Annotated in this window: 21 protein-coding genes; 14 read left to right on the forward strand and 7 right to left on the reverse strand. The window is 71.5% G+C overall.

All coding sequences use genetic code 11. The annotated features are described in order from the left end of the window. Positions 1 to 8 precede the first annotated feature (8 nt). From atzF to MKK75_RS35175, 5 genes are read right to left on the reverse strand one after another with little or no spacing between them, the layout of a single operon-like run. Positions 9 to 1,820: an allophanate hydrolase gene (gene atzF, locus MKK75_RS35155; RefSeq protein WP_244047093.1), complete on the reverse strand. Its 1,812-nt coding sequence runs from the start codon at positions 1,818 to 1,820 to the stop codon at positions 9 to 11. A 15-nt stretch (positions 1,821 to 1,835) separates the two neighbouring features. After that, positions 1,836 to 2,750: a polysaccharide deacetylase family protein gene (locus MKK75_RS35160; protein WP_244047094.1), complete on the reverse strand. Its 915-nt coding sequence runs from the start codon at positions 2,748 to 2,750 to the stop codon at positions 1,836 to 1,838. Then, positions 2,750 to 3,532 carry an ABC transporter ATP-binding protein gene (locus tag MKK75_RS35165; protein WP_244047095.1) on the reverse strand — a complete coding sequence of 261 codons (783 nt, stop codon included), beginning with the start codon at positions 3,530 to 3,532 and terminating at the stop codon, positions 2,750 to 2,752. The genes MKK75_RS35160 and MKK75_RS35165 overlap by 1 nt, the downstream gene beginning before the upstream one ends. Next, positions 3,525 to 4,373, reverse strand: a complete 849-nt coding sequence (locus MKK75_RS35170; RefSeq protein ID WP_244047096.1) for an ABC transporter permease — start codon at positions 4,371 to 4,373, stop codon at positions 3,525 to 3,527. Before MKK75_RS35170 ends, MKK75_RS35165 begins: the two co-directional genes overlap by 8 nt. Continuing rightward, positions 4,370 to 5,320, reverse strand: a complete 951-nt coding sequence (locus MKK75_RS35175) for an ABC transporter substrate-binding protein (protein ID WP_244047097.1) — start codon at positions 5,318 to 5,320, stop codon at positions 4,370 to 4,372. Before MKK75_RS35175 ends, MKK75_RS35170 begins: the two co-directional genes overlap by 4 nt. A 117-nt stretch (positions 5,321 to 5,437) precedes the next feature. Here MKK75_RS35175 and MKK75_RS35180 point away from each other — a divergent pair, with 117 nt between their 5' ends. Next, complete coding sequence (locus tag MKK75_RS35180; protein ID WP_244047098.1) at positions 5,438 to 6,334, forward strand: LysR family transcriptional regulator; 897 nt, start codon at positions 5,438 to 5,440, stop codon at positions 6,332 to 6,334. A gap of 127 nt (positions 6,335 to 6,461) precedes the next feature. Here the strand turns inward: MKK75_RS35180 and MKK75_RS35185 are convergent, their stop codons facing one another. Both MKK75_RS35185 and MKK75_RS35190 read right to left on the reverse strand, forming a co-directional pair. After that, on the reverse strand, positions 6,462 to 7,496 hold the full coding sequence (locus MKK75_RS35185; RefSeq protein ID WP_244047099.1) for an alpha/beta fold hydrolase: 1,035 nt from the start codon (positions 7,494 to 7,496) through the stop codon (positions 6,462 to 6,464). Beyond that, a complete protein-coding gene (locus MKK75_RS35190) occupies positions 7,493 to 8,392 on the reverse strand; it encodes a fatty acid desaturase (RefSeq protein ID WP_244047100.1) in 900 nt (299 codons plus the stop codon). Before MKK75_RS35190 ends, MKK75_RS35185 begins: the two co-directional genes overlap by 4 nt. Before the next feature lie 182 nt (positions 8,393 to 8,574). Between MKK75_RS35190 and MKK75_RS35195 the strand changes: the two genes are divergently transcribed. The 13 genes from MKK75_RS35195 (at position 8,575) to MKK75_RS35255 (ending at position 23,486) form a co-directional block, all read left to right on the forward strand. Further along, positions 8,575 to 10,134 (forward strand): ABC transporter substrate-binding protein, encoded by a 1,560-nt coding sequence (locus MKK75_RS35195; RefSeq protein ID WP_244047101.1) that lies wholly within the window; start codon positions 8,575 to 8,577, stop codon positions 10,132 to 10,134. After that, entirely contained in the window at positions 10,131 to 11,723 is a 1,593-nt protein-coding gene (locus MKK75_RS35200) for a GMC family oxidoreductase (RefSeq protein ID WP_244047102.1), read from the forward strand. Before MKK75_RS35195 ends, MKK75_RS35200 begins: the two co-directional genes overlap by 4 nt. Before the next feature lie 301 nt (positions 11,724 to 12,024). Further along, positions 12,025 to 13,644, forward strand: coding sequence for an ABC transporter substrate-binding protein (locus MKK75_RS35205; RefSeq protein WP_244047103.1), 1,620 nt, complete (start codon positions 12,025 to 12,027; stop codon positions 13,642 to 13,644). A 4-nt stretch (positions 13,645 to 13,648) separates the two neighbouring features. Further along, a complete protein-coding gene (locus tag MKK75_RS35210; protein ID WP_244047104.1) occupies positions 13,649 to 14,620 on the forward strand; it encodes an ABC transporter permease in 972 nt (323 codons plus the stop codon). A 2-nt stretch (positions 14,621 to 14,622) separates the two neighbouring features. Continuing rightward, positions 14,623 to 15,450: an ABC transporter permease gene (locus MKK75_RS35215; protein ID WP_244047105.1), complete on the forward strand. Its 828-nt coding sequence runs from the start codon at positions 14,623 to 14,625 to the stop codon at positions 15,448 to 15,450. After that, on the forward strand, positions 15,447 to 17,063 hold the full coding sequence (locus tag MKK75_RS35220; protein WP_244047106.1) for an ABC transporter ATP-binding protein: 1,617 nt from the start codon (positions 15,447 to 15,449) through the stop codon (positions 17,061 to 17,063). Before MKK75_RS35215 ends, MKK75_RS35220 begins: the two co-directional genes overlap by 4 nt. Next, positions 17,060 to 18,241 (forward strand): amidase, encoded by a 1,182-nt coding sequence (locus MKK75_RS35225; protein WP_244047107.1) that lies wholly within the window; start codon positions 17,060 to 17,062, stop codon positions 18,239 to 18,241. The genes MKK75_RS35220 and MKK75_RS35225 overlap by 4 nt, the downstream gene beginning before the upstream one ends. Further along, positions 18,242 to 18,640, forward strand: coding sequence for an oxalurate catabolism protein HpxZ (gene hpxZ / locus MKK75_RS35230; RefSeq protein ID WP_244047108.1), 399 nt, complete (start codon positions 18,242 to 18,244; stop codon positions 18,638 to 18,640). It abuts the gene before it with no gap. Positions 18,641 to 19,058: 418 nt separating this feature from the next. After that, entirely contained in the window at positions 19,059 to 19,820 is a 762-nt protein-coding gene (locus tag MKK75_RS35235; protein WP_244047109.1) for a GntR family transcriptional regulator, read from the forward strand. Then, a complete protein-coding gene (locus MKK75_RS35240; RefSeq protein WP_244047110.1) occupies positions 19,817 to 20,587 on the forward strand; it encodes an ABC transporter ATP-binding protein in 771 nt (256 codons plus the stop codon). The genes MKK75_RS35235 and MKK75_RS35240 overlap by 4 nt, the downstream gene beginning before the upstream one ends. After that, complete coding sequence (locus MKK75_RS35245) at positions 20,578 to 21,393, forward strand: ABC transporter permease (RefSeq protein WP_244047111.1); 816 nt, start codon at positions 20,578 to 20,580, stop codon at positions 21,391 to 21,393. The genes MKK75_RS35240 and MKK75_RS35245 overlap by 10 nt, the downstream gene beginning before the upstream one ends. A gap of 64 nt (positions 21,394 to 21,457) precedes the next feature. After that, the gene (locus MKK75_RS35250) at positions 21,458 to 22,438 is read left to right on the forward strand and encodes an ABC transporter substrate-binding protein (protein WP_244047112.1); all 981 of its coding nucleotides are present in this window, start codon (positions 21,458 to 21,460) and stop codon (positions 22,436 to 22,438) included. A 31-nt stretch (positions 22,439 to 22,469) separates the two neighbouring features. Further along, on the forward strand, positions 22,470 to 23,486 hold the full coding sequence (locus MKK75_RS35255) for a zinc-binding dehydrogenase (RefSeq protein ID WP_244047113.1): 1,017 nt from the start codon (positions 22,470 to 22,472) through the stop codon (positions 23,484 to 23,486). Positions 23,487 to 23,507: the final 21 nt, after the last annotated feature.

Genomic DNA, 23,507 nt, shown 5'->3' on the forward strand with positions numbered 1-23,507 from the left:
CGAAGCGGTCACGCCGCGGCGCGGCTGGCCACGTAGCGGCGCCAGCCGCCGAACCGCGTGATGTCGGCGGCCCCCGCAATGCCGGCCGCCTCCACCAGGAAGCCCTTCGGCGCGGTCCCGTCGGCGAGCCGCAGGGTGCCGATCCCGAGCGGGTCCGGGATCGCGGCCACGAAGGCCCCGAAGGAAGCGGGCGGCAGGGCCCAGACCTCCGTCTCGATCGCACCACCGTCGCCATCGGCCACCCGGAGGAGGCCGGGACGATGCGGCGGCCCGCCGGGCAGGGCGTAGAGGCGGTACTCCGGTCGGGTCGCCACCGTCCGCAGATACCGGGCGCCGTGCGCGGCGAGTTCGCGGTTCAGCGGCAGGCCCGACAGGTGCGCCCCGACGACCGCCAGCTCGATCTCGCCCGGCCGCGCCCGCACCGGACCCGGTTCCACGGCCGGCACGGGCGACGCCCCCGCACCGATCCGGCCACCCGCAACCGCGTGCAGGCGCGCGCCCAGGGCGGCGAGGAGCCCGTCGGACCCGCGCGGCGCAAGGAGGGTGACCCCGGAGGGAAAGCCGTCGGCGCGGGGGCGCCCCGGGACCGCGAGGGCGCACCAGTCGAGCAGGTTGACGAAGTTGGTGTAGGTGCCGAGTTCGCTGTTCGGGCCGATCGGGTCGGCCGCCACCGCCGCGCAGGTCTGCGGGCGCGGATAGGTCGGCACGGCGAGCACGTCGACGCGGTCCCAGACCGCGTCCGCGTGCCGGCGCAGCTCCGCCAGGCTGTAGAGGCCCGCGAAGGCGTCGGCGGCGTTGTGGCGCCCGGCGGCGGCGATCACCGCCCGCGTCGTCGGATGCAGGATCCCGGGGCGCGTCTCCATGATCGGCCGGATCGCCGCGTAGCGCTCGGCGACCCAGGGGCCGTCGTAGAGCAGCGCTGCGACGGCGAACATCGGCGCGCAATCGACCGGCTGCGCCATCCCGGCGAGGGTTTCGAGATCGGCGATCGCCGCCGCGAAGGCCGCCTCCGAGAGGCCGTCGCCGCCGAAGCGGAGGCTCGCCGCATCCGGCAGTCCGAGGCGCAGGCCCGGCGGCAGGCCGGTCGGCGCGGGCGGCACCGGCAAGGCCCGCGACCAGGGATCGGCGGCGTCGAAGCCCAGCATGACCCGGAAGGCCGCGTCGGCATCGGCGACGGTGCCGGCGAAGACCGAGAGCGTGTCGAGGGTCCGGCAGGCGGGCAGCATCCCGCGGCTGGAGACCGCCCCGAGGGACGGCTTCAGCCCGACGACGTTGTTGAGGGCCGCCGGCACCCGGCCCGAGCCCGCCGTGTCGGTCCCGAGGGCGAAGGAAACGATCCCGTGGGCGACCGCGACGGCCGAGCCGCTGCTGGACCCGCCGGGCACGTAGGCCGGGTCGATCGCGTTGCGCGGGGCCGGGTAGGGGGTGCGCAGGCCGACGAGACCGGTGGCGAACTGGTCGAGGTTGGTCTTGCCGATCAGGATCGCGCCGGCCGCCTGCAGTCGGGCCACCGCGGGCGCCGTCTCGGTCGGCGTGGAGGCGAAATCTGGGCAGGCCGCCGTGGTCGGCAGGCCGGCCACGTCGATGTTGTCCTTGACGGCGAAGGGCACGCCCCAGAGCGGCATCGCCGCGGGGTCGAAGGGCGGGAGCGCCGCCGCGGCAGCCTGCGCCTCGGCCTCCGGCACCAGGGCGAGGAAGATGCCGGGATCGTCCACCGCGGCGAGTCGGCAGTAGGCCTCGGCCACGACGGCGCGCGGGTCCCGGCCCGCTTCATAGGCCGCGTGCAGCACGGGGATCGTCGGGAAGGGGGGCACGGTCATTCCTCGCAGCCCAGCTCAGGATTCGTCGCCGGTGGCACGGTACCAGTCGAGGATCTCGGTCCCCTGCATGAACACCGTGTCGCTGCGCGCCAGGATGGCGTCGAGCAGCCGCTCCAGCAGGCCGATCCGGTGCGGGACGCCGGTGATGTAGGGGTGGATCGCGAAGCCCATCACCTTGGCACCCCCGAGGGGGCCGGGCCCCGCGGCCTCGGCGGCGAGGCGGTCGAGGTTGGCGAGCGCCCGCTCCACGAACTCGTCGGCCCGGTGGTGCTGGATGGCCAGCAGCGGGATGTCGTTCAGCTCGACGGAGTAGGGGAGGGCGACGAGGTCGCCGGTGCGCGTCGCCACGCGGCAGGGGCGGTCGTCGACCACGAAGTCGCCGATGTATGCGAGGCCGGCCGCGTGCAGGTGGTCGGGCGTGTCGAGGGTTTCGGTGAGGCCCGGCCCCAGCCAGCCGCGCGGCGGGCGCCCGGTAACCGCTTGGATCGCCGCGACCGTGCGGGCGATCATCTCCGGCTGGTCCGCGACCCGGTGGGTCGGGACCTGGTGGAAACCGTGGGCCATGAACTCCCAGCCGGCCGCGTGGGCGGCCTCGGCGATGCGGGGATAGGCCGTGCAGACCGAGCCGTTGATCGACAGGGTCGGGCGGAGGCCGCGGCTCTCGAACGCCTCGAGGAAGCGCCAGAAGCCGACCCGCATGCCGTATTCGTGCCACGCCCAGTTCGGGATATCGGGCAGCAGGCTCGCGGCGGTCGGCGGCACCAGGATCTGGCGCGGCATCGGATGGTCGATCAGCCAGTGCTCGACATTGACCACGGGCCAGATTGCGACGTGCTGGCCCCCGGGCAGGGTCAGGCGCGGCCGATCCACGGCGGCGCGGTAGGCGAGGCGGTTCTCGGGCCGGCGGGGATCGTCGGGGGCCGTGTCCATCAGGCGGCGGCCCGCGGGGCGTGGTGGCTGTGGAGCTGGGCGGCCAGCATCCGGCGCAGGTCGTTGAAGGCCGGGCTCGACACGTCGCGGCGCCTTGGCAGGTCGACCGTGTGCAAGGCCTCGATCCGGCCGGGGCCGGGCGACATCATCACGATGCGGTCGGCCAAAAAGATCGCCTCCTCGATGGCGTGGGTGACGAACAGGATGGTCAGGCCCGTGCGCGACCAGAGGTCGATGAGCTCGTCCTGCAGCCGCTCGCGGGTCATGGCGTCGAGGGCCCCGAAGGGCTCGTCCATCAGCACCACCTCGGCCTCGTTGGCGAGCACCCGGGCAATGGCGACCCGCTGCTTCATCCCGCCCGAGAGCTGGTGCGGATAGGCGTCGGCGAAGCTTTGCAGGCCGACGAGGGCGACGTAGCGCTCGGCGATGTCGCGCACCTCGGCGGCGGGCCGCCCGCGGGCCTTCGGGCCGAAGCCGATATTGTCCCGCACGGTGAGCCACGGGAACAGGCCGTAATCCTGGAAGACCATGCCGCGGCTCGGCCCCGGCCCGGCGATCGGCTTGCCCCACATCAGCGCCTGCCCGGAACTCGGCGCCTCGAAGCCGGCGGCGACCCGCAGCAGCGTCGACTTCCCGCAGCCCGAGGCGCCGAGCAGGCAGACGAATTCGCCCCGGGCGATCGTGAGGTTCGCCTCGCGCAGGGCCTCGGTCCGCCGGCCGCCCGCCGTGTAGGTCTTGGAGACCGCTCGCATGTCGAGGATCGGGATCGTCGGGTCAGCCATGGTTCGGACTCCAGGCGAGCAGCCGGCGGCCGAGCTGCATGACCAGCCAGTCGGAGACGAAGCCCGCGACCCCGATCACCGCCATGCCGCAGATCACGATCTCGGTGCGCGAGAGCTGGCGCGCCTCCATGATGATCGCGCCGAGGCCGGTCTGGACGCCGGTCATCTCGCCGACCACGATCACCACCCAGGCGAAGCCGAGGCCGAGCCGCAGGCCGGTGAAGATCGACGGCAGCGCCGCCGGCAGCACGACCCGGAGGAACTGCGCCGGTCCGGTGCAGCCGAGCATGGCGGCCGCCTCGAACAGGCGCGGCTCCACCGAGCGGACCCCGAACACGGTGTTGACCAGGATCGGGTAGAACGCCCCGAGGAACACGAGGAAGAAGGCCGAGCGGGGTCCCAGGCCGAACAGGATCATGGCGAGCGGCAGCCACGCGGTGACCGGCACCGGGCGCAGCACCTGAAGCACCGGATCGAGGAGCGCCCGGATCAGCGGGACGCGGCCGATCAGCAGGCCGAGCGGCAGGGCGGCGGCGGCGGCCAGCGCGAAGCCGCCATAGACCCGGCTCAGCGAGGCCGCGAGATGGGTCCAGAGCGTGCCGCTGAACGCGTCGTCGTTGATGCCGCCGACGGCGAGGTCCTGCAGCTCGGCCCAGACCTCCGCGGGCGGCGGGATCAGGCTGTAGGGCCGGCCCGCCGTGGTGAGCTGCCAGATCGCGACGAGCGCCGCCGGCACCACGCAGGCCAGCGCCAGCCGGCGCAGGCCGTCGAGCCGGAGGCCGGCCCGTCGGGGGACGGGCGCCGGCGCCGGCAGGGCGCCGGCCTCGACCCCGGTGCTCACGCCCGCCCCATCGCGTCGACGAAGCGGGTGTCGATGAAGCCCGGCTCCGGCAGGCGCTTGATCTGCTTGAGCGCGAGCATGTGCTGCGCGTAGGCCCCGGCCTGCCGGACCTCGTTCGGCCCGAGGCGCCAGGTCAGCTCGACGTTCGGGGCCGAGAGTTCCAGCGCCTCGCGCTTCTGGCCGAGCTTGGCCACCGCCATGGCGATCATCGCGGGGCGGTCGCCGGCGGCGAAGTCGGTGGCCTTGCGGTGGATCTCCAGCATGGTCCGGACGAGATCGGGCCGCTCGGCCAGCGTGTCGCGGTGGGCGCCGAACACCATGTTCAGCGCCCCCATCTCGGTGCCGTAGGGGTACTCGACGAGCTGACCCGCCCCCGAGGCGAGGCTGACGCCGGGCCCCGGCTCGGCGCCCACATAGGCGTCGACGTCGCCGCGGGCGAGGGCGATGTGCATCTCCGAGAAGGAGACCCGGACCGGCGTGATGTCCTTCACGGACAGCCCCTCCATGCGCATCCGCTCCAGGACGAAGACCTCCTGGGTGCTGCCGGGCCAGATCGCCACCCGCTGGCCGCGCAGGTCCTTGATGGCGTGGATGTCGGAGCCCTTCCTGGCGATCACCGCCATCCCGCGGTTGCAGGTGGAGGCGATGACCACGATCGGCTCGCCGGCTGCGGCGCCCAGCGTCGCGGCGGCGATGCCGAAGGTGCCGAAATCCACCGACTTGGTGACCACCGCGTTCTTGCACTCGGTGGGGCTCTCGAACGGCACGACCTCCACGGTCACGCCGGCGGGGGTGAAGCGCTCGTAGAAGCTCGGCGCGATCGAGTGGATCAGCTTGAGCGAGCCCATCCGGATCGTGACGGGGGCGCCCTGGGCGCCGGCCCGACCCGCGGGGCCGAGGGCGAGGCCGGCCCCGAGACCGGCCAGGAACGTGCGGCGGCGGATCATCGAACGGCTCCCAAGATGTCCCGATGTCCCGACGCTAGGTCCGCCTCCTGTTGCAAGGAAGTGCTATTTTCTGAGCGTCACGTTGCATTCCGGGCAACGCAACGGCAGGGTGCGGGCGTGAGGCATCTGCGCACCGTCACCTACGTCGTCGAGGTCGCCCGCGCCGGTTCGATCCGGCGCGCCGCGGAGCGGCTGAACCTGACGCCGTCGGCCCTGACGCGGCAGATCCAGGATCTCGAATACGAGCTCGGCACGCCGATCTTCGAGCGCCTGCCGCAGGGGATGCGGCTCAACGCGGCCGGCGAGCTCTTCGCCCGGCACATCCGCGACCAAGCGGCGGACCTCGAGCGCGTACGCTCGCAGATCGCCGATCTGTCGGGCGTGCGCCGGGGGCACGTGGCCCTCGCCTGCAGCCAGGCCTTCGTCACGCAGGTGGTGCCGGAGGAGGTCGAGGCGTACCGAGCCCGCTTTCCCCAGGTCGGTTTCATGATCCAGGTCCGCGACCATGCGCAGGCCGTGACGGCCCTGGCGGCGTTCGAGGCCGATCTTGCGCTGATCCTGCAACCGCCGCCCTCAGCGGATCTGCATCCCCTGTTCTCGGGCCACCAGACCCTCTGCGCGCTGATGCGCAAGGGCCACCCGCTGGCGTCGCAGACCGGGCCGGTGCGCCTGCGCGAATGCTTGGTCCATTCCCTGGCCCTGCCCGACCACTCGCTCGCCATCCGCCATCACATCGAGCACGCGCTGGCCCGCCGGGGCGTCGAACTCCGGCCGGTGGTCGAGTCGGGATCGCTGGAGTTTCTGCGCAATCTCACCCTGCGCGAGGACGTGATCAGCCTGCAGATCCCGAGCGGCATTCCCCAGGATCCCCGCCTGCACAGCCGTCCGATCGACACCCGCGACCTGACGCCGATGACGCTGGTTCTCGCACAGTTGCGCGGGCGATCGCTGTCCGTGGCCGCGGCGAAGTTCGCCGACCAGCTCGTCGTTCGGCTCAACCAGGAGCCGGTCTGACGAGGCGATCGGATGCCGGCACGGTCGCCGCCGCATGCGGTGCGCGCCCGCACGGATCGGCCGTCCCGCGGTCGCGAGCCGGCCGCGCCCGGGGGCCGAGCGTGTGTCCGATGGCAGCATCGGCCGATCAGGGGGCGGGCGCTTCCGACGGGGCGAGGAACGCCCGCACGGTCTCGCGGAGGAAGGCGGCATCGCCCGGGTTGGTCGACGGATTGCCGGCGCGGTGGCCCCAGAGGCTCGGGATCGGCCGCAGGACGGCGTCGCGCAGGTGCGGCAGTTCGGCCGCGTTGTCGGCGACGCGGAAGTAGAGATCCGTCTCGCCCGGCATCAGCAGCAGCCGGGCCGTGATCGCGTTGAGCGCCCGGGTGAGGTCGCCGCCGTAGCGCGGGTCGCGGCTGATGTCGCCCGCCTCCCAGGTGCGGAGCTGCGCGTAGAGATCGGCCGCGGGGCGGCGGGCGAAGCGCTCCTCCCAGTCGGTGCGCAGGAACGTGTCGAGATCCGGCGCGCCGAGCGCGGTGCGGTGGAGGTCGGCCCGGTAGAAGTCCTGGCTCAGCGCCCAGCCCGCATAGATGCGTCCGAAGGCTCGCAGCGCCGTGGCCGGCTCGGCCGAGAAGCGGCCCGCGCCGCGGTATTCGGGTGCCGCCTCAAGCACCGCCATGAGGCCCTTCAGGAACACGCGGTTGTGGGTGGCCGTGCGCGCGCTGCCGCAATTGATCACCGCGCGGGCGACGTGGTCGGGGAACAGGGCGGCCCAGTGATAGGCCTGCTGCGCGCCCATGGACCAGCCGTAGACGGCGTGCAGGCCCTCGATCCCCCAGGCCTCGGCGAGCAGGCGGCGCTGGGCGTGGACGTTGTCCCAGGCCGTGACGAGGGCGGGCCAGTCCAGCGTGTTCGACGGGCTCGACGACAGGCCGTTGCCGAACATGTCCGGGATGACGATGAACCAGCGGCCCGGATCGAGCACCCCGTCGGGCCCGATCAGCCATTCGAGGTCCGGATGCTGCGCCCCGTAGCTCGTCGGGTAGAGCACGACGTTGTCGCGCCCGGGCGACAGGGTCCCGTGCGTCGTCCAGCGCAGCTGCGCGCCCGGCAACACCGCGCCCGACTGGAGCGGCAGGTCGCCGAGTTCGAAGGTTCCGGTGGCCGTCGCCCAGCCGCTCACGGGCGCAGCGTCCGCACGAAGCCGACATGCCAGCGGGCGTAGCCCCGCTGCAGCACGCCCAGACGCGCGCGCATCGCCGCGTGGGCATCCGGCAGGCGGTGGAACGGGATCGACGGGTAGAGGTGGTGCTCGGTGTGGAAGGGCATGTTCCACATGAGGAGCCGCGTGAGGCCGTTGGTCAAGGTCGTGCGCGTGTTGGTCAGGCCGTTGTCGTCCATGGTGCAGAGCGTGTGCTCGGCGAGCAGGTAGAGCCGCAGGAACGGCTGCCCGAGGAGCTGCGGCCCGATCCAGAAGATCAGGGGCGCCCACCAGCCGACCAGCACCACGGCGAGGGCCGCGCCGGCGAGCAGGACCGCGCACATCACCCGGATCGAGCCGATGATGCGGGGCGCGGCGCGATCGGTGATGAACGGGTAGGCCGAGAGGTCGCCGCGCAGGCCCGCCCAGGCCACCTGCAGGCGGGTGCGCCAGTAGGGCAGGGCCAGGATGCGCCAGACATAGGCGTCCAGGGTCGAGGGCGGCATCAGCGCCAGTTCGGGATCGTGCTCGGGATCCTGGGTGTGGCGATGATGGGCGAGGTGGAAGGCCGTGTAGAAGTGCCAGTTCAGCAGCGACGGGCAGGCCGCCAGCCAACCGACGACCGCGTTGGCCCTGCGCGACCGGAAGGCGGTCAGGTGAACGGTCTCGTGGATCGGCGCGAACAGGGCCGATTGCGCGATGCCCATGAGCAGCATGGCGGGCAGCAGCGTCCAGGGCCCCGCGCGCCAGACCAGCCAGCCGGCCCCGGCCAGCATCAGGAGATGCGTGAGGAGGCGGACGGCCCCGCGCCGGTCCGAGCGCTGCGACAGCGCCTTCACCTCCGCGCCCGTGAGAATTCGTCCGCTTGCGGAGGCCATGCGCTTTCCTGGGCCGTGTGACCGCCTCGAAGGCGCACGGGCTCTGCATCATCCATGCCGATGCCTCCGATCGTACCCCGGGCGCTCCCGCCATCCCCGCTCGACCGGGCTCGCGCGCCGACGCGCACCATCGGCTTGGTATCCGGCTTGCCTATGCGGCCCAGGCGAAGGGTGAGTGCGCAATGAGACGATCCTGGTTGTCCGGCCTGTTCGCGGCCGCGGCGCTGCTCGCGCCGGGCTCCGCCGGCGCGGAAACGACGGTGAAGGCGGTGCTGGAAGCCGAGATCGTCACCCTCGATCCCTACTTCACCACGGCCTACATCACGCGGACCTTCGGCTACATGGTCTACGACACGCTGTTCGCGCCGGACGCGACGGGCGTGTTCCGGCCGCAGATGGTCGACACGTGGTCGGTGTCGGACGACCGGCTGACCTGGCGCTTCACCCTGCGCGACGGGCTGCGCTTCCACGACGGCGCACCGGTCCGGGCCGCCGATTGCGTCGCCTCGCTGCGGCGCTGGGCAGCCCGCAGCGCGCTGGGCGGCCGGCTCATGGACGTGACCGCCGCCCTGGAGGCCGCGGACGACCGGACTGTCGTGCTGACGCTGCGGGAGCCCTACGGCCTCGTCCTCGACACGCTCGGCACGACGTCGAGCCCCGCGCCCTTCATCATGCCGGCCCGGCTCGCCGCGACGCCGCCCACGACGCAGCTCTCTGAGGTCGTGGGATCCGGTCCGTTCGTCTACGACCGCGCCGCGCACATCCCCGGCGACCACATGCTGCTGAGCCGGAACCCCGATTATCGGCCGCGTCCCGAGCCGGCCGACTTCCTGGCGGGCGGCAAGGTCGTGAAGATCGACGCCCTCGACATCCGCGTCATCCCCGACGGGGCCACGGCGACGGGCGCCCTCGGCGCGGGGGAGATCGACTACATGCAATATGCGCCCTTCGATCTGATCGGTCAGATCGAGGCCAACAAAAACTTGGCGGTGATGAACTTCACCGGCCCGCACAGGTTCACGGGTCACTATCGCATCAACACGGCGTCCAAGCCCTTCGACGACCCGGCGATCCGGCGCGTCCTGCTGCGGCTCGTCGATCAGCGCGAGGTTCTCGACGGGTTCGGCCTCGATCCGCGCTTCTCGCAGACCTGCGACGCCTTCTTCATCTGCGGCTCGCCCTACGAGACCCATGTCGGGACGGGCCTCCTGCACGACCCCTCGGTGGCGGCGGCCCGGGCCGCCCTGAAGGCGACCGCCTACAAGGGCGAGCCGGTGACCGTGATGGTGGCCAACGATCTCGAGGCGGCGCGCGTATCCTCGACCATCCTGGCCGATCGGCTGAAGCAGGCCGGCTTCACCGTGGATCTGCAGGTCATGGATTGGGCGGCCCTGCTCGCCCGGCGCACCAAGAAGGCCGGCTGGAGCCTGTTCGGCATCCATGCGCTCGGGCTCGACCTCAGCTCGCCGCTGACGAATTCCGCGATCAACTTCAACTGCAAGGACGCGGCGAGTTCGGGGTTCATGTGCGACCCGCGCATGGTCGGCCTGTTCGACCGCTTCGCCCGCGAGCCCGATCTGGACAAGCGGCGCGCCCTCGCGGGCGAGATCCAGACGATCGTCTACGGCGAGGGGCTGGTCGTGCCGTTCGGCCAGTTCGCGCAGCCCGCGGCCTACCGGACGTCGCTCACCGGTCTGATCCCCTCCGCCATCCCGCTGTTCTGGAACGTCGAGAAACGATGAGCGCTGCCCCATACGATGTCATCGTGGTCGGTGCCGGCTCCGCCGGGGCGGCTCTGGCGGCTCGCCTTTCGGAGGATCCGCGCCGCCGGGTGCTCCTGCTGGAAGCCGGCCGCGACTGGCGCGCCACCGACGCGCCGCCGGCGCTGCGCTCGGCCAACATCATCCCGTTCATGTATGACCCGGCCCATCAGGCGGACTGGCAATGGCCGGGGCTGATGAGCCGGCGGACCCGCGTACAGGAGCCTCGCTTCTACTGGCGCGGTCGGGCGCTCGGCGGCAGTTCGACGGTCAACGCGCAGATCGCGATCCGCGGCGTGCCCGCGGCCTTCGACGCCTGGGCGGAGCAGGGCTGCACCGGCTGGTCGGCCGCGGATGTGCTGCCCCTGTTCGACCGGATCGAGGACGATGCCGATTTCGGCCTGGAGGACGGCTGCCGTCGCGGCGGTCCGCTCCCGGTCTACCGCGCCAAGCCGGAGGCCTGGGGCGCGGTGGATCTTGGTCTTCGCGCGGCCGCCCTCGCGGCCGGCCATCCCTGGAAGGCGGACCTCAACGCGCCCACGGGCGAGGGCGTCTCGTGCAACCCGATCAACAGCCGCGGCGGTCACCGGGTCACCACCAATGACGGCTACCTGGAGCCGGCGCGCGACCGGCCGAATCTCGAGATCCGCTGCCAGGCCCTGGTCGACCGCGTCCTGTTCGAGGGACGCCGGGCGGTCGGCCTGCGCGTGCGCTTCGGTGCGGAACCCTGGACCGAGATCCGGGGCCGCGAGGTCGTTCTGTGCGCCGGCGCCGTCCACAGCCCGGCGATCCTGATGCGCTCCGGGATCGGCCCGGCCGAGCCGCTGCGCGCCCTCGGCATCCCCGTCCGGCAGGCGCACGAGGCAGTCGGCCGCAACTTCATGGATCATCCGATCCTGCGGGCGACCCTCGATCTGACGCCGGAACACCGGGCCCTCGGTCCGGATGCGCGCCACACCAATTGCTGCGTCACCTATTCGAGCGGCCTCGCGGGCGGCGGGGAGCGCGACATGATCTTCATCGCCTACAACCACCGGACCCTGACCGGGCCGGAGCCGACGCCGCAGGGCGCGATCGGCGTCGGCCTCTACGACGTGTTCTCGCGCGGGACGCTGCACCTCACCGCCGCTGATCCGGAAGCCAACCCGGTCATCGAGGAGAACATGCTCGATGACCCGCGGGACCGCCTGCGGATGCGCGACGCGGTGCGCCGCCTCGCGGGCCTGGCGGCGCATCCGGCCCTGGCCGGTCTCGCGATGGCGATCCGGTTCGGCGAGAGCCCGCTCCCGATCGGCGACGCCGCGCGCCTTCCGGACGGGGACCTCGATGCCCTGATGCTCGCCGAGGCCGGCGACATTCAGCACGCGGCCGGCACGTGCCGCATGACCGGCCGGCAGGACGCGTCCGGGGTCGTCGATCCCGACCTCAAGGTCCGGGGACTCGAGGGGCTGCGGGTGTGCGACGCCTCGATCATGCCGAGCGATTGCCGGGCCAACCTGCACTTCACCTGCGTGATGATCGGCGAAAACCTTGCGCGGCGGATGCGTGAGGCGAGGGCTGGATCGTCTTGAACGCGTGGCGATGGCGTTTTCCCGGCTCTCAGGCCTGCCTCCGTCTCACAGCCCGATGCATGCCCGATCGTCGTGAAGCTATCGTGATGGCGGTGTGCCGCCCAGCCACCGGCCGGTCGAACCGGCCATTATAATGCCCGTACCGGGCGAAGTCGGCCTGATGATGTGCTTGATCTTTCAGGGCAACCGACTGGTTGCCCGAAACAATACCCTCAATCTTGCGGCGTAATGGATCCGTCGTCGTCGTATCTGTATGGCACGCGTGTTGCGAACCGGCCGGACGCTTCAGGAGTCCTCCGGCTTGTCCCGCACGTTCGACGCGATCGATCTCTCCCGCCGCACGGTTCTGGCGCTTCCCCTCGGCCTCGCGGCGGTCGCGAGCGGCGCGTGCGCCGCCGAGCCGAAACGCGGGGGCACGATGGTGATGATCGTCCATCCCGAGCCCTCGACCCTGGCGCATTACGCGGTGTCGGCGGGCAACATCCCGCCGATCGCCACGCAGGTCTACGAGGGGCTGTGCACCTACGACTGGGACCAGAACCCGCAGCCGAACCTCGCGAAGTCGTGGGAGGTCGCCCCCGACGGCAAGACCATCACGTTCAAGCTCCAGGAGGGCGTGAGCTTCCACAACGGCAAGCCGTTCACCAGCGCCGACGTCCAGTACTCCTTCATGGAGATCCTGAAGAAGTACAATCCGATCGCGCCGGTCATGCTGGCGGAGCTGGTGGCCGTCGACACGCCCGATCCGATGACCGCGATCCTACGGCTCGCCAATCCGGCGCCCTACATCATGAAGGCGCTCTCCGGGCGGGACCTGCCGATCCTGTGCCGCTCGGTGTTCGAGGGCACGGACGTCCTGCAGAACCCCAGCGCCAACAAGCCGATCGGAACCGGCCCGTTCAAGTTCACGAGCTGGGAGCGGGGCCAGTCCGTGCGCCTCGATCGCAACGAGAAATACTGGAAGCCGGGCCTGCCGTATCTCAACCGGATCGTCGCCCGGTTCATCCCGGACGCGGCCACGCGCTCGGCCGCCATGGAGGCGGGGGAGGCGCATTTCGCCGGGTACAGCGCGGTGAACTACGCCGATCTCGCGCGGATGAAGACCAACCCGATCCTCGATCTGACGACCAAGGGCTACGAGATGACGCCGGCCCAGAGCGTCCTCGAGCTGAACGGCCGCCACCCGCAGCTCCAGAAGAAGGCGGTGCGCCAGGCGATCGCCTACGCCATTGACCGCAGGGTCATCCTCAAGGACGTGATGTTCGGCTACGGCCTGCCAGCCACCGGCCCGCTCAGCCGCAAGTTCAAGACCGCCGGCCTCTACACCGACGCCGTCCGCCAGTACGACGTGCCCGACCGGCTGGACATCGCCAACAAGCTGCTCGACGAGGCCGGCGCCCCACGCGGCGCGGACGGGACCCGCTTCGCCCTGCACCTGGAGGTGAATTCCTTCGGCGAGCAGTGGCTGCGGCAGGCCGAGTACCTGAAGCAGGCACTGGCCATCGTGGGCATCGCCGTGACGCTGCGCTCGGAGGACACCGCGACCTGGCTGCGGCGCGTCTACACCAACTACGATTACGACCTGAACGAGCCGTTCCTGAGCCAGGGCGTCGACCCGGTCTACGGGCTGAACAAGCAGTTCCTCACCAGCCAGATCCGCAAGGGCGTGACCTTCGTCAACGACACCTTCTACTCCAATCCCGAGGTCGACCGCATGCTCGGCGAGGGCGCGCGCGAGCCGGACCCGGAAAAGCGCGCCGCGCTCTACAAGAAGGTCCAGCAGATCCTGGCGGAGGACAGCCCGATGATCTGGCTCATCGACGTGCAATACGTCAGCGTCGTCAACCGGCGCCTGAAGGACCACACGACCGGCCCCCTCGGAACCCAGCAAGCCTTCGAGCGGGCCTGGATGGACGCGTAGTCCCGTGCGGCTCGCCCGTTTCCTCGGCTACCGGCTGCTGCTGGCGATCCCGGTGGTGCTCGGCATCGTCGTGCTCAACTTCTTCCTGATCCACCTCGCCCCCGGCGATGCGGCCTCCGTGCTGGCGGGCGAGAGCGGCGCGGCGAGCCCCGAATACATGGAGCAGCTGCGCCACAAGTTCGGCCTCGACCAGCCGCTCGCCACGCAGTTCGGCGTCTATCTGCTGAACATGCTCCACCTCGATCTCGGCTACTCGTTCCGCAACGACAGCCCGGTGGGGAGCCTGATCGTCGACCGGCTCTGGCCCACCGGGCTGCTGATGCTGACGGCCTTCGCGGCCGCGCTGCTGGTCGGCACGCTGCTGGGCCTCGTAGCGGCGACCGGGCGCAATTCCTGGCGCGACGCGGTCATCTCCCTGGTCAGCCTCGTGGCCTACGCGACGCCGGGCTTCTGGCTCGGGCTGATGATGATCGTGGTCTTCGCGATCCGTCTCGGCTGGCTGCCCACCAGCGGCTACGACACGGTCGGCGCCGACAACGAGGGCTGGGACGAGGTCTGGGATGTCGGCCGTCACCTCGTCATGCCGGCGGTCGCGCTCGCGCTGTTCTACCTCGCGGTCTACGCCCGGGTGATGCGCGCCGCCGTGCTGGAGCAGGTCGGCATGGACTACGTCACCACCGCCCGCGCCAAGGGCCAGACCGAGGCCCGGGTGATGACCGGGCACGTCCTGCGCAACGCGCTGCTGCCGGTGGTCACCATGGCGGGCGTGCAGGCCGGCAACCTGATCGGCGGCTCGATCGTGGTCGAGACGGTGTTCGGCTGGCCGGGTGTCGGCACCCTGGCGTTCAACGCGCTCCAGTCGCGCGACCTCAACCTGCTCCTCGGCATCTTCTTCATCTCGGCGTGCCTCGTGGTGGTGATCAATCTCGCGGTCGACCTCGTCTACGTCTGCCTCGATCCGCGGATGGAGCTGTAGCGATGCGTACGGCTCTCGCGCGGTTCGCGCGCAACCGCCTCGCCCTCGCGGGGGCCATGGTGCTCCTCGGGCTGGTCGTCCTCGTGGCGCTCACGCCGCTCCTCTATCCGGGCGATCCGTTCCGTCTCGTCGGCCCCGCCCTCCAGCCGCCGGGCGGCCCGTTTCTGCTCGGCACCGACACGCTGGGCCGGGACGTGGCCGCCGAGATCGCGTACGGCGCCCGCACCTCCCTGATCATCGGCCTCAGCGCGACCGGGGCGGCGATCCTGCTCGGGACCCTGATCGGCGGGCTCGCCGGCTACTACCGGGGCGGCGTCGAGGTCGCGCTGATGCGGCTGACGGAGTTCTTCCAGACGATCCCCGCCTTCGTGCTGGCGATCCTGATCGTGGCGATCCTGTCGCCCTCGCTCGTCAGCGAGGTCGTGGCGATCGTCGCCGTCTCCTGGCCGGGCATCGCCCGGCTGGTACGCGGGGAGTTCGTGGCGCTCGGCGGCCGCGAGTTCGTGCTGGCCTGCGACGGCCTGGGGGCGGGCGATGCCCGCATCGTCTTCCGCCACATGCTGCCGAACTGCACCGCGGCGATCATCGCGGTCGGCACGCTCCTGATCGGCACGGCGATCCTGATCGAGGCGGGGCTCGCCTTCCTCGGCCTCGGCGATCCCAACGTGATGAGCTGGGGCCTGATCATCAGCTCGGGCCGCGCGGTCCTCCGGTCGGCGTGGTGGATCTGCACCTTCCCCGGGCTGGCGATCCTGCTGACCGTCCTCGCCATCAACCTCGTCGGGGACGGCCTGAACGAGGTCCTGAACCCGAGGCTCCGAGAGCGATGAGCGACGCCGTCCTCGCGATCGAGAACCTGACGATCACGCTTCCGCCCGGCGCGGACCGTCCGAATGCCGTCACCGATCTGGATCTCGTCCTGCGGCCCGGCGCGGTCACCTGCCTGATCGGCGAGAGCGGATCGGGCAAGTCGATGGTGGCCCGCGCGATCCTCGGGCTGCTCCCGGGGCCGCGCGTGCGCGTCGCGGGCGGGCGCATCCTGTTCGAGGGCGCGGATCTCGCCGCGATCACCCCGCGTCAGATGCGCAAAGTCCGGGGCGCGCGCATCGCGATGATCTTCCAGGAGCCCATGACGGCGCTCAACCCGCTCCACACGATCGGGCGGCAGATCGACGAGGTCCTGCGCATCCACACCCCGCTCGGTCGCGCAGACCGCCGGGCGCGCATCCTCGCGCTGCTGGCGAGCGTCCACCTGCCCGACCCGGACCGGCTCCTGCGCGCCTACCCGCACCAGCTCTCGGGCGGTCAGCGCCAGCGGGCGATGATCGCCATGGCGCTGGCGCTGAACCCGCGCCTGCTCATCGCCGACGAGCCGACCACGGCGCTCGACGTCACCACGCAGGCGCAGATCCTCTCCCTGATCCGCGACCTGCAGCGCGAGCACGGCACGAGCGTCCTGTTCATCACGCACGATTTCGGCGTCGTGGCCGACATCGCCGACACGGTCGCGGTCCTGCAGAAGGGCATCCTCGTCGAGCAGGGGTCCGCGGCCTCGGTCCTCGGAGCGCCGAAGCATCCCTACACGCGCGCGCTCATCGCCGCCGTGCCGAAGCTCCTGCCGCCGCCGCGGCGGGCCGCCAGCACCGCCCCCCTGGTGGTGGAGGCCAAGCGGATCGAGAAGACCTACGGCGCCCGCGGCCTGTTCGGGGGCCGCGTCATCCGGGCCCTCGACGGCGTTGACATCACCCTGCGGCGGGGCGAGACCCTGGGCCTCGTCGGCGAGAGCGGCTCGGGCAAAAGCACGCTGGCCCGGGCGATCACCCGGCTGATGCCGGTCGATGGCGGGGAGATCCTGCTGGCCGGGCACAGCGTCGCCGACCTGAGCCGCCGCCAGATGCGCCCGCACCGCCGGCGCGTGCAGATGGTGTTCCAGGACCCCTACGGCTCGCTCGACCCGCGCCAGCGCGTGGTCGACATCGTCGCCGAAGGGCCGATCATCCACGGCACGGAGCCCGGGATCGCGCGGGTCCAGGCCTGCGAGATGCTGGCGCTGGTCGGCCTCGACCCCGCGGCGGCGCAGCGCTTCCCGCACGCGTTCAGCGGCGGCCAGCGCCAGCGGATCGGCATCGCCCGGGCGCTCGCCATGAAGCCCGAGATCCTGGTGGCCGACGAGCCGGTCTCGGCCCTGGACGTCTCGGTGCAGGCGCAGGTCCTGGCGCTCCTCGCCGACCTCAAGGCGCGGCTGCACCTCAGCATGCTGTTCGTGACCCACGATCTCCGGGTCGCGCTGCAGGTCTGCGACCGGATCGCGGTGATGCGCTCCGGGCAGGTGGTCGAGGTCGCGCCGACGTCGGAGATCTTCTTCGCGCCGAAGCACCCCTACACCCGGGCGCTGTTCGCCGCCGTGCCCGGCGCCCAGTGGCAGGAGCCGATCCCCGCATGAATCTTGAGCAGCCCCTCTCGACGGATCCGTTCCTGCCCGGGCCGCGCGTGCGCGTCGCCGGATCCGCGACGGGGCCGCTCGCCGGCCTCGCCTTCGCCGTCAAGGACCTGATCGACGTCGCCGACACCCCCACGGGGGGCGGCAACCCGGACTGGCCGCGCATCTACCCGACGCCGACCCGTCATGCCGGGGTGGTGCAGACGCTGCTCGATGCGGGCGCCTCGGTCGTCGGCAAGACCGTGACCGACGAGGTCTCCCTGGGCATCCTCGGCGAGAACGCCCATGACGGGACGCCGCTCAATCCCGCGATGCCCGATCGGGTGCCCGGCGGCTCGTCCAGCGGCTCGGCCTCCGCGGTGGCCTCGGGTGCCTGCGACTTCGCCCTGGGCACGGATACCGGTGGCTCCGTGCGCGTGCCGGCGAGCTTCTGCGGCCTCTACGGCATCCGGCCGACGCACGGCCGGATCGACTTCTCCGGGATCTGCGCCCAGGCACCGCGTTCGGACACCTGCGGCTGGTTCGCCCGGGACGCGGCGACCTTCGCGCGGGTCGGCGCGGTGCTGTTCGGCCAAGCCGTGCCAGACCACCTGCCCCATACGCTCCTCGTAGCCGCCGACGCGCTCGGCTTCGCCGACGCGGCGGTCCAGGAGGCGCTGGCCCCGCAGATCGACCGCCTGGCCACCCTGATCGGCAATCGCCGCGACGTGACGCTGGCGCCGCAGGGCCTGTCCGTCTGGCAACGGGCGCAGCGTGTCCTCCAGAGCAGCGAGGCGTGGCAGACCTTCGAGCCCTGGCTCGATGCCTGCAATCCACGCCTGGCTTTCTCGGTTGCCCGGTCCCTGATCCAGGGCTCGCTGATGACCGACGCCGAGCGCAGCGCCGCGAGCCTGATGCGGATCGAGGCGCGGGCTCGCCTCGCGCGGCTTCTGCCCCCCGGCACGATCCTGTGCCTTCCGACCACCCCGTTCCCGGCGCCCCAGCGCGGGCTTCCGCTCGGCGCGCTGCATCCCCTGCGCGAGCGCATCGCCTGTCTGACGAGCCACGGCGGCCTGACCGGCGTCCCGCAGGTGACTATCCCGGGCGCGCGCGTCGACGGCGCCCCGGTCGGCCTGTCGATCATCGGTGCGCGCGGAACCGACCTCGACCTGATCCGCCTAGCGGTCGCCCTGGAGGGTTGAATGGACGTGACCGTGAACCGCCCGGAGATCGTGGCCGAGATCGCAGCGCTGTTCGAGCGCTACGAGCGGGCGCTCGTCGAGAAGGATGTCGCCGTGCTCGACGCGACCTTCTGGGACAGTCCGCACACGATCCGCTACGCGCTGGCCGAGAACTGCTACGGCTTCGCCGAGATCCACGCCGCCCGCGTTGCGGCCGATCCGCCGCCGGGCGGCACCAAGGAGGCGCGGATCCGGCTTGAGATCCTGACGATCGGGAGCGACTTCGCCACCGTCAATCTGGCGTTCAAGCCGCGCGGCAAGGCCGGCATCGGGCGTCAGAGCCAGACCTGGATGCGCTTGCCCGGTCTCGGCTGGAAGGTGGTGTCCGCCCACGTGTCCATCCTGCCGATCGGGGCGTGACGCAGGATCGCCGGGGGCGCAGGACCGGACACGTGCAGGTTCGGTCCACCCGCCTTCGGCCGCACGCCGTCAGGCCGGCTCGCCAGCGCCCGCCGAACCGTGCGTTCAGCCTGTCGCCCCAGCCGGAGGTTCACACGTCGTCGCAGGGTTCGTCAGGAGATCCTGTCGGCATCTCACGAGCCGGCGATGCCGCTCACCCTGTCGGCGACGGCGTGGAGCGCCTTGGCGGGCCGCCGCGCTGATCTCACGACGGGTCTGAGCTTCCCGGCGCACGACATGTGTCGGCCTCTGACAATCGTTCCGCGCGCCGTTACCCGCCGCGCGCGGCCGGGCCAGCGTGAGGTTGGCACATCTCCTGCTTGCGGTGAGCATCCCACAGCGTGCTGTGGGAGCCTCAATGCCTGAGCCGCGAGGTGCGATGACGACGCGCGATGACAGGTCCCGGCCCGCTCGCCCGACCGCGACGGTCCTCGCTGTCCCCGACGCCACGCGTAAGGGCAATCAGGCCTACGACCTGATGCGGCGCGAGATCGTCGCCTGTCGCCTCCTGCCCGGTATGCGCTTCACCGAGGCCGAGGTGATGGAGCGGTTGGAGATCGGCAAGGCGAGCTGCCGCATCGCCCTCCAGCGTCTGGCCCAGGAGGGCTTCGTCAGTTCGATGCCCCGGCACGGCTACCGGGTAAGCCCCGTGACCGTGAAGGATGTCGACGAAGTCTTCGCCCTTCGGATGGAACTCGAGCCGATGGCGGCCCGGGGCGCCGCCGGTCGCGTGAACCGGGCGCACCTGGAGCGCCTGGAGCAGGCCTGCCGCCGCAAGATCACGGTGGAGATGGGCAACCAGATCGACTTCTTCCTGGAGGCCAACCGGGGCTTCCACCTCGCGATCGCGACGGCCGCGGGGAACGGGCGCCTGTACCGGACCCTGTCGGGCCTCCTCGACGAGATGACCCGCCTCGTCGCCCTCGGCTTCGGCGTGCAGGGCGTGCGGCCGAACATCGAGAACGACCACACCGCGATGATCGAGCATCTGGTGGCCGGCGACGCCGAGAGCGCCGCCCTGGTGGCCCGCCGCCACGTCGAGACGTTCCGCGCCATGACCCTGGAGAAGGTCATCGCCAGCCTGCGCGACACCGCGGTGCCGCCCCTGCGCCGGCCCCGGGCCGACGGAGGCGAGCCGTGAACGCCGTCGAACTCGACCACGTCAGCAAGTGGTTCGACCGGCGCGAGGGCGGGCCGCTCCACGTCCTCGACAGCGTCGACATCGCGATTCCACAGCATGCGATCGTCGCGATCCTGGGCGCGTCGGGCTGCGGCAAGAGCACCCTCCTCAACATGATCGCCGGGCTGGTCGAGCCCGATCAGGGCGCCGTCCTCCTCGACGGCATCCCGTCGCATGCCTTCCGCGACTGGCGGGCCATGACCTACATGTTTCAGGAGGACCGGCTGCTCCCCTGGCGCACGGCCGCCCAGAACGTCGCCTTCGGGCTCGAGGCCGGGCGCATGGGCCGGGCGGAGCGGGCTCGGCGGGTCGACGAGACGCTGCGTCTCGTCGGGCTCGAGGCCTTCCGCGACGCCTACCCGCACGAATTGTCGGGGGGCATGCGCAGCCGCGTGGCGCTCGCGCGCAGCCTCGTCACCGAGCCCCGGATCCTGCTCCTCGACGAGCCGTTCTCGAAGCTCGACCCCGAGATCCGCGCGCAGATGCACGCGGAGCTGCTGCGCATCGCCGGCCTGCGGGCGATGACCCTGGTCTTCGTCACCCACGACGTCGAGGAGGCGGTGGTGCTGGCGAGCCAGGTGGTCGTCCTGCACCCCCGTCCGGGCCGGATCGGCACCGTCAGGGCGATCGATCTGCCCTATCCCCGCGACCCCCTCTCCGCGGAGGTCGCCGAGGCGGTCCGGCGCCTGCGCATCAGCCTCTCCGCGGCGAGCGCGCGATGCTCGTGAAGACCCCGCCGCGCCTGATCCGGCGGACGCGGACGTCCGCGGCCGGACGCCGGGCGGGCGTGCTCCTGCAGCGGCTGGCGCTGCTCGCCCTGGCGCTGGCCGCGTGGCAGCTCGGATCGCTGCACGCGCCGAGCTTCGTCCTGCCGAGCCCCGCGCGGGTCTGGCACGCGTGGCTCGGCCTCGTCGCCACGCCGAGCTTCGCCGCCGATCTCGGCATCACGTTGGGCCGGATCGGCGCCGGCCTCGCCTTCGCGGCCCTCGTGGGCCTGCCGCTCGGCCTGCTGCTCGGCGCCAGCCCCCGCCTCGGCCGGTTCTTCGAGCCGGTGCTGACAGTGACCAACACCGTCTCGTCCGCGATCTGGGCGATCTTCGCGCTGATCTGGTTCGGTCTCTCGAACTGGACCACGATCTTCGTGGTGTTCATGACCGCGATGCCGCTGATCCTGACCAACGTCTGGCAGGGCACGCGCACAGTCAGCGCCGAGCACCTCGAACTCGCCCGCACCTTCCGCATGCCGCGCCACAAGGTGCTGACCAAGATCTACCTGCCGACGATCCTGCCCGCCTTCTTCGCGGGGGCGCGCCTCGCCATCGGGTTCGGAGCCCGGGTCGTGCTCGTGGCGGAGTCGCTCGGGGCGAGCAGCGGCATCGGCTACCGCCTGCGACAGGCGGCGGACCTCGTCCAGACCGATCAGGTCTTCGCCTGGACCCTCACCCTCGTCGCCCTGATGATCGGGCTCGAGACGCTCGTCCTGAAGCCGGTCGAGCAGCGCCTGTTCGTCTGGAAGAAGGCGGCGCAGCCGTGACGGCCGGCGCCGCGCGGGGACACGCCCGCCCAACGCCCTCCCATCCGCCGTCCTGGAGAACGCCTTGAACCGGATCCGCGTCCTCGCCGCCGCCGCGCTCTACGCGATCGGCCTGCCCGGCCTCGCGCGCGCCGAGACGGTGCGCATCGGCTACTGGAGCTCCGGCATCAGCCTCGGCTTCGGCGCCGTGCTGGAGGCCGGCAAGTTCATGGAGGCGGAGGGCCTGACGGCCGAGTACGTCAAGTTCCCGGACGTGAACGCGCCGACCAAGGCCATGGCGGCTGGGGCGATCGATTTCGCGATCGCGGCGAGCGCGGGGACGGCGCTGAGCGTCACCGCCGACGGGCTGCCGATGAGCATCGTCCTGGCGACCCAGGTGGCCGAGCTCGACTTCGTCGTCCCGGCGGACTCTCCGATCCAGACGATGGCCGACCTCAGGGGCAAGAAGATCGGCACCTCGCCGGCCGGCAGCGGCACCGCCGCCATCGCGGCGGCGATCCTGGAGACCAATTACGGCCTCAAGCCCGCGGATTACCAGGCGGTGCCCGGCAACGATTCCCGGCTGGCGCAATTCCTCGTCCAGAAGGACATCGACGCGGCGGCGCTGCGCACGGTGACCCTGGCGCTCCTGCCGGACGTCAAGCTGCGCCGGCTCGGCACCGTCCGCGCCGAGTGGAAGCGCCTCACCGAGCAGGACGCGCCGCCGGTCCTCGGCGTCGGCCTGATGCGCAACGCCTGGATGGCAGAGAACCCCGATGCGCCCGCCAGGGTCGTGGCCGCGATGCGCAAGGCCTACGCCTTCGGTCAGGCCGACAAGCCCGGCGTGGCCAAGATCCTGAAGGCGGCCGCGAACCTGAGCGACGCCGACGCCGCGGCCTACGCCAGCCTCTGGGACGGCATCTACACGGTCAGCCTGGAGCCCGCCGACATCGCCTCGCTGAAGCGGGAGTTCGACGTGTTCAAGGCGGTCGGCGTCGTTCAGGGCAGCCTGCCGGACGCGGCCCTGGTTCCCGGGCCCTACGAGCGGTCGAAGACGATCCCGTAGGCTTTCCAACCTGTCGAAGAGGGTTTCCACGATGGCTCAGACGATGAAGGCACTCGTGCTGGAGGCACACGGCGACATCGACACGCTGAAGGTGGTCGACGACTATCCGAAGCCGTCCCCCGGCCCGGGCGAAGTCCTGATCCGCGTCGGCGCGTCCGCGTTCAACTACCACGACGTGTTCACCGTGAAGGGCATGCCGGGCATCAAGGTGCCGATGCCGGTGGTGATCGGCCTCGACATGGCCGGCCAGATCGTCGAGCTCGGCGCGGGCGTCACGGAGTGGCACGTGGGCGACCGGGTGCTGGTCAACCCGCTCAACAGGGCCAAGGGCCTGATGGGCGAGATGCTCGACGGCGGCATGGCCGAGTACTGCCGGGTCTCGACGGGCCAGCTCATCGCGATGCCGCCGGACGTCGGCTACGCGGACGCCGCCTCCCTGCCGGTTGCCTACGGCACCGCCCACCGCATGCTGATCACCCACGCCACCGTGAAGGCCGGCGACACGGTCCTGATCCTCGGCGCCAGCGGCGGCGTCGGCACCGGCTGCGTGATGCTGGCCAAGCAGCTCGGCGCCGAGGTCATCGCCTGCGCGGGCAGCGCGGAGAAGATGGCGGCCCTGACGGCGCTCGGGGCCGACCACGTCGTGAATTACCGCGAGACCGACTTCTCCAAGTGGGCGATCCAGCACTACGGCAAGCCGCAGCGCCGGACCTACGAGGGCGGTGTCGACGTGGTGATCAACTTCACCGGCGGCGACACCTGGGTGCCCTCGCTCAAGTGCCTGAAGCGCGGCGGCACGCTGCTCGTCTGCGGCGCGACCGCGGGGCACGATCCCAAGGAGGATCTGCGCTACATCTGGAGCTTCGAGCTCAAGGTGATCGGCTCGAACAGCTTCTACGACGACGACCTGTCGGCCCTGATGGACATGATCCAGGCCGGCACGCTGAAGCCGACCATCGACAAGGTCCTGCCCCTCGAGGCGGCGGCCGAGGGCCTGCGGATGATCCGCGACCGCGAGGTCATGGGCAAGATCGTCGTCACCCCCTGAGACCGCCCGAGGCCGGCCCGC

Source organism: Methylobacterium sp. J-030 (assembly GCF_022829545.1).
GTDB lineage: Bacteria > Pseudomonadota > Alphaproteobacteria > Rhizobiales > Beijerinckiaceae > Methylobacterium.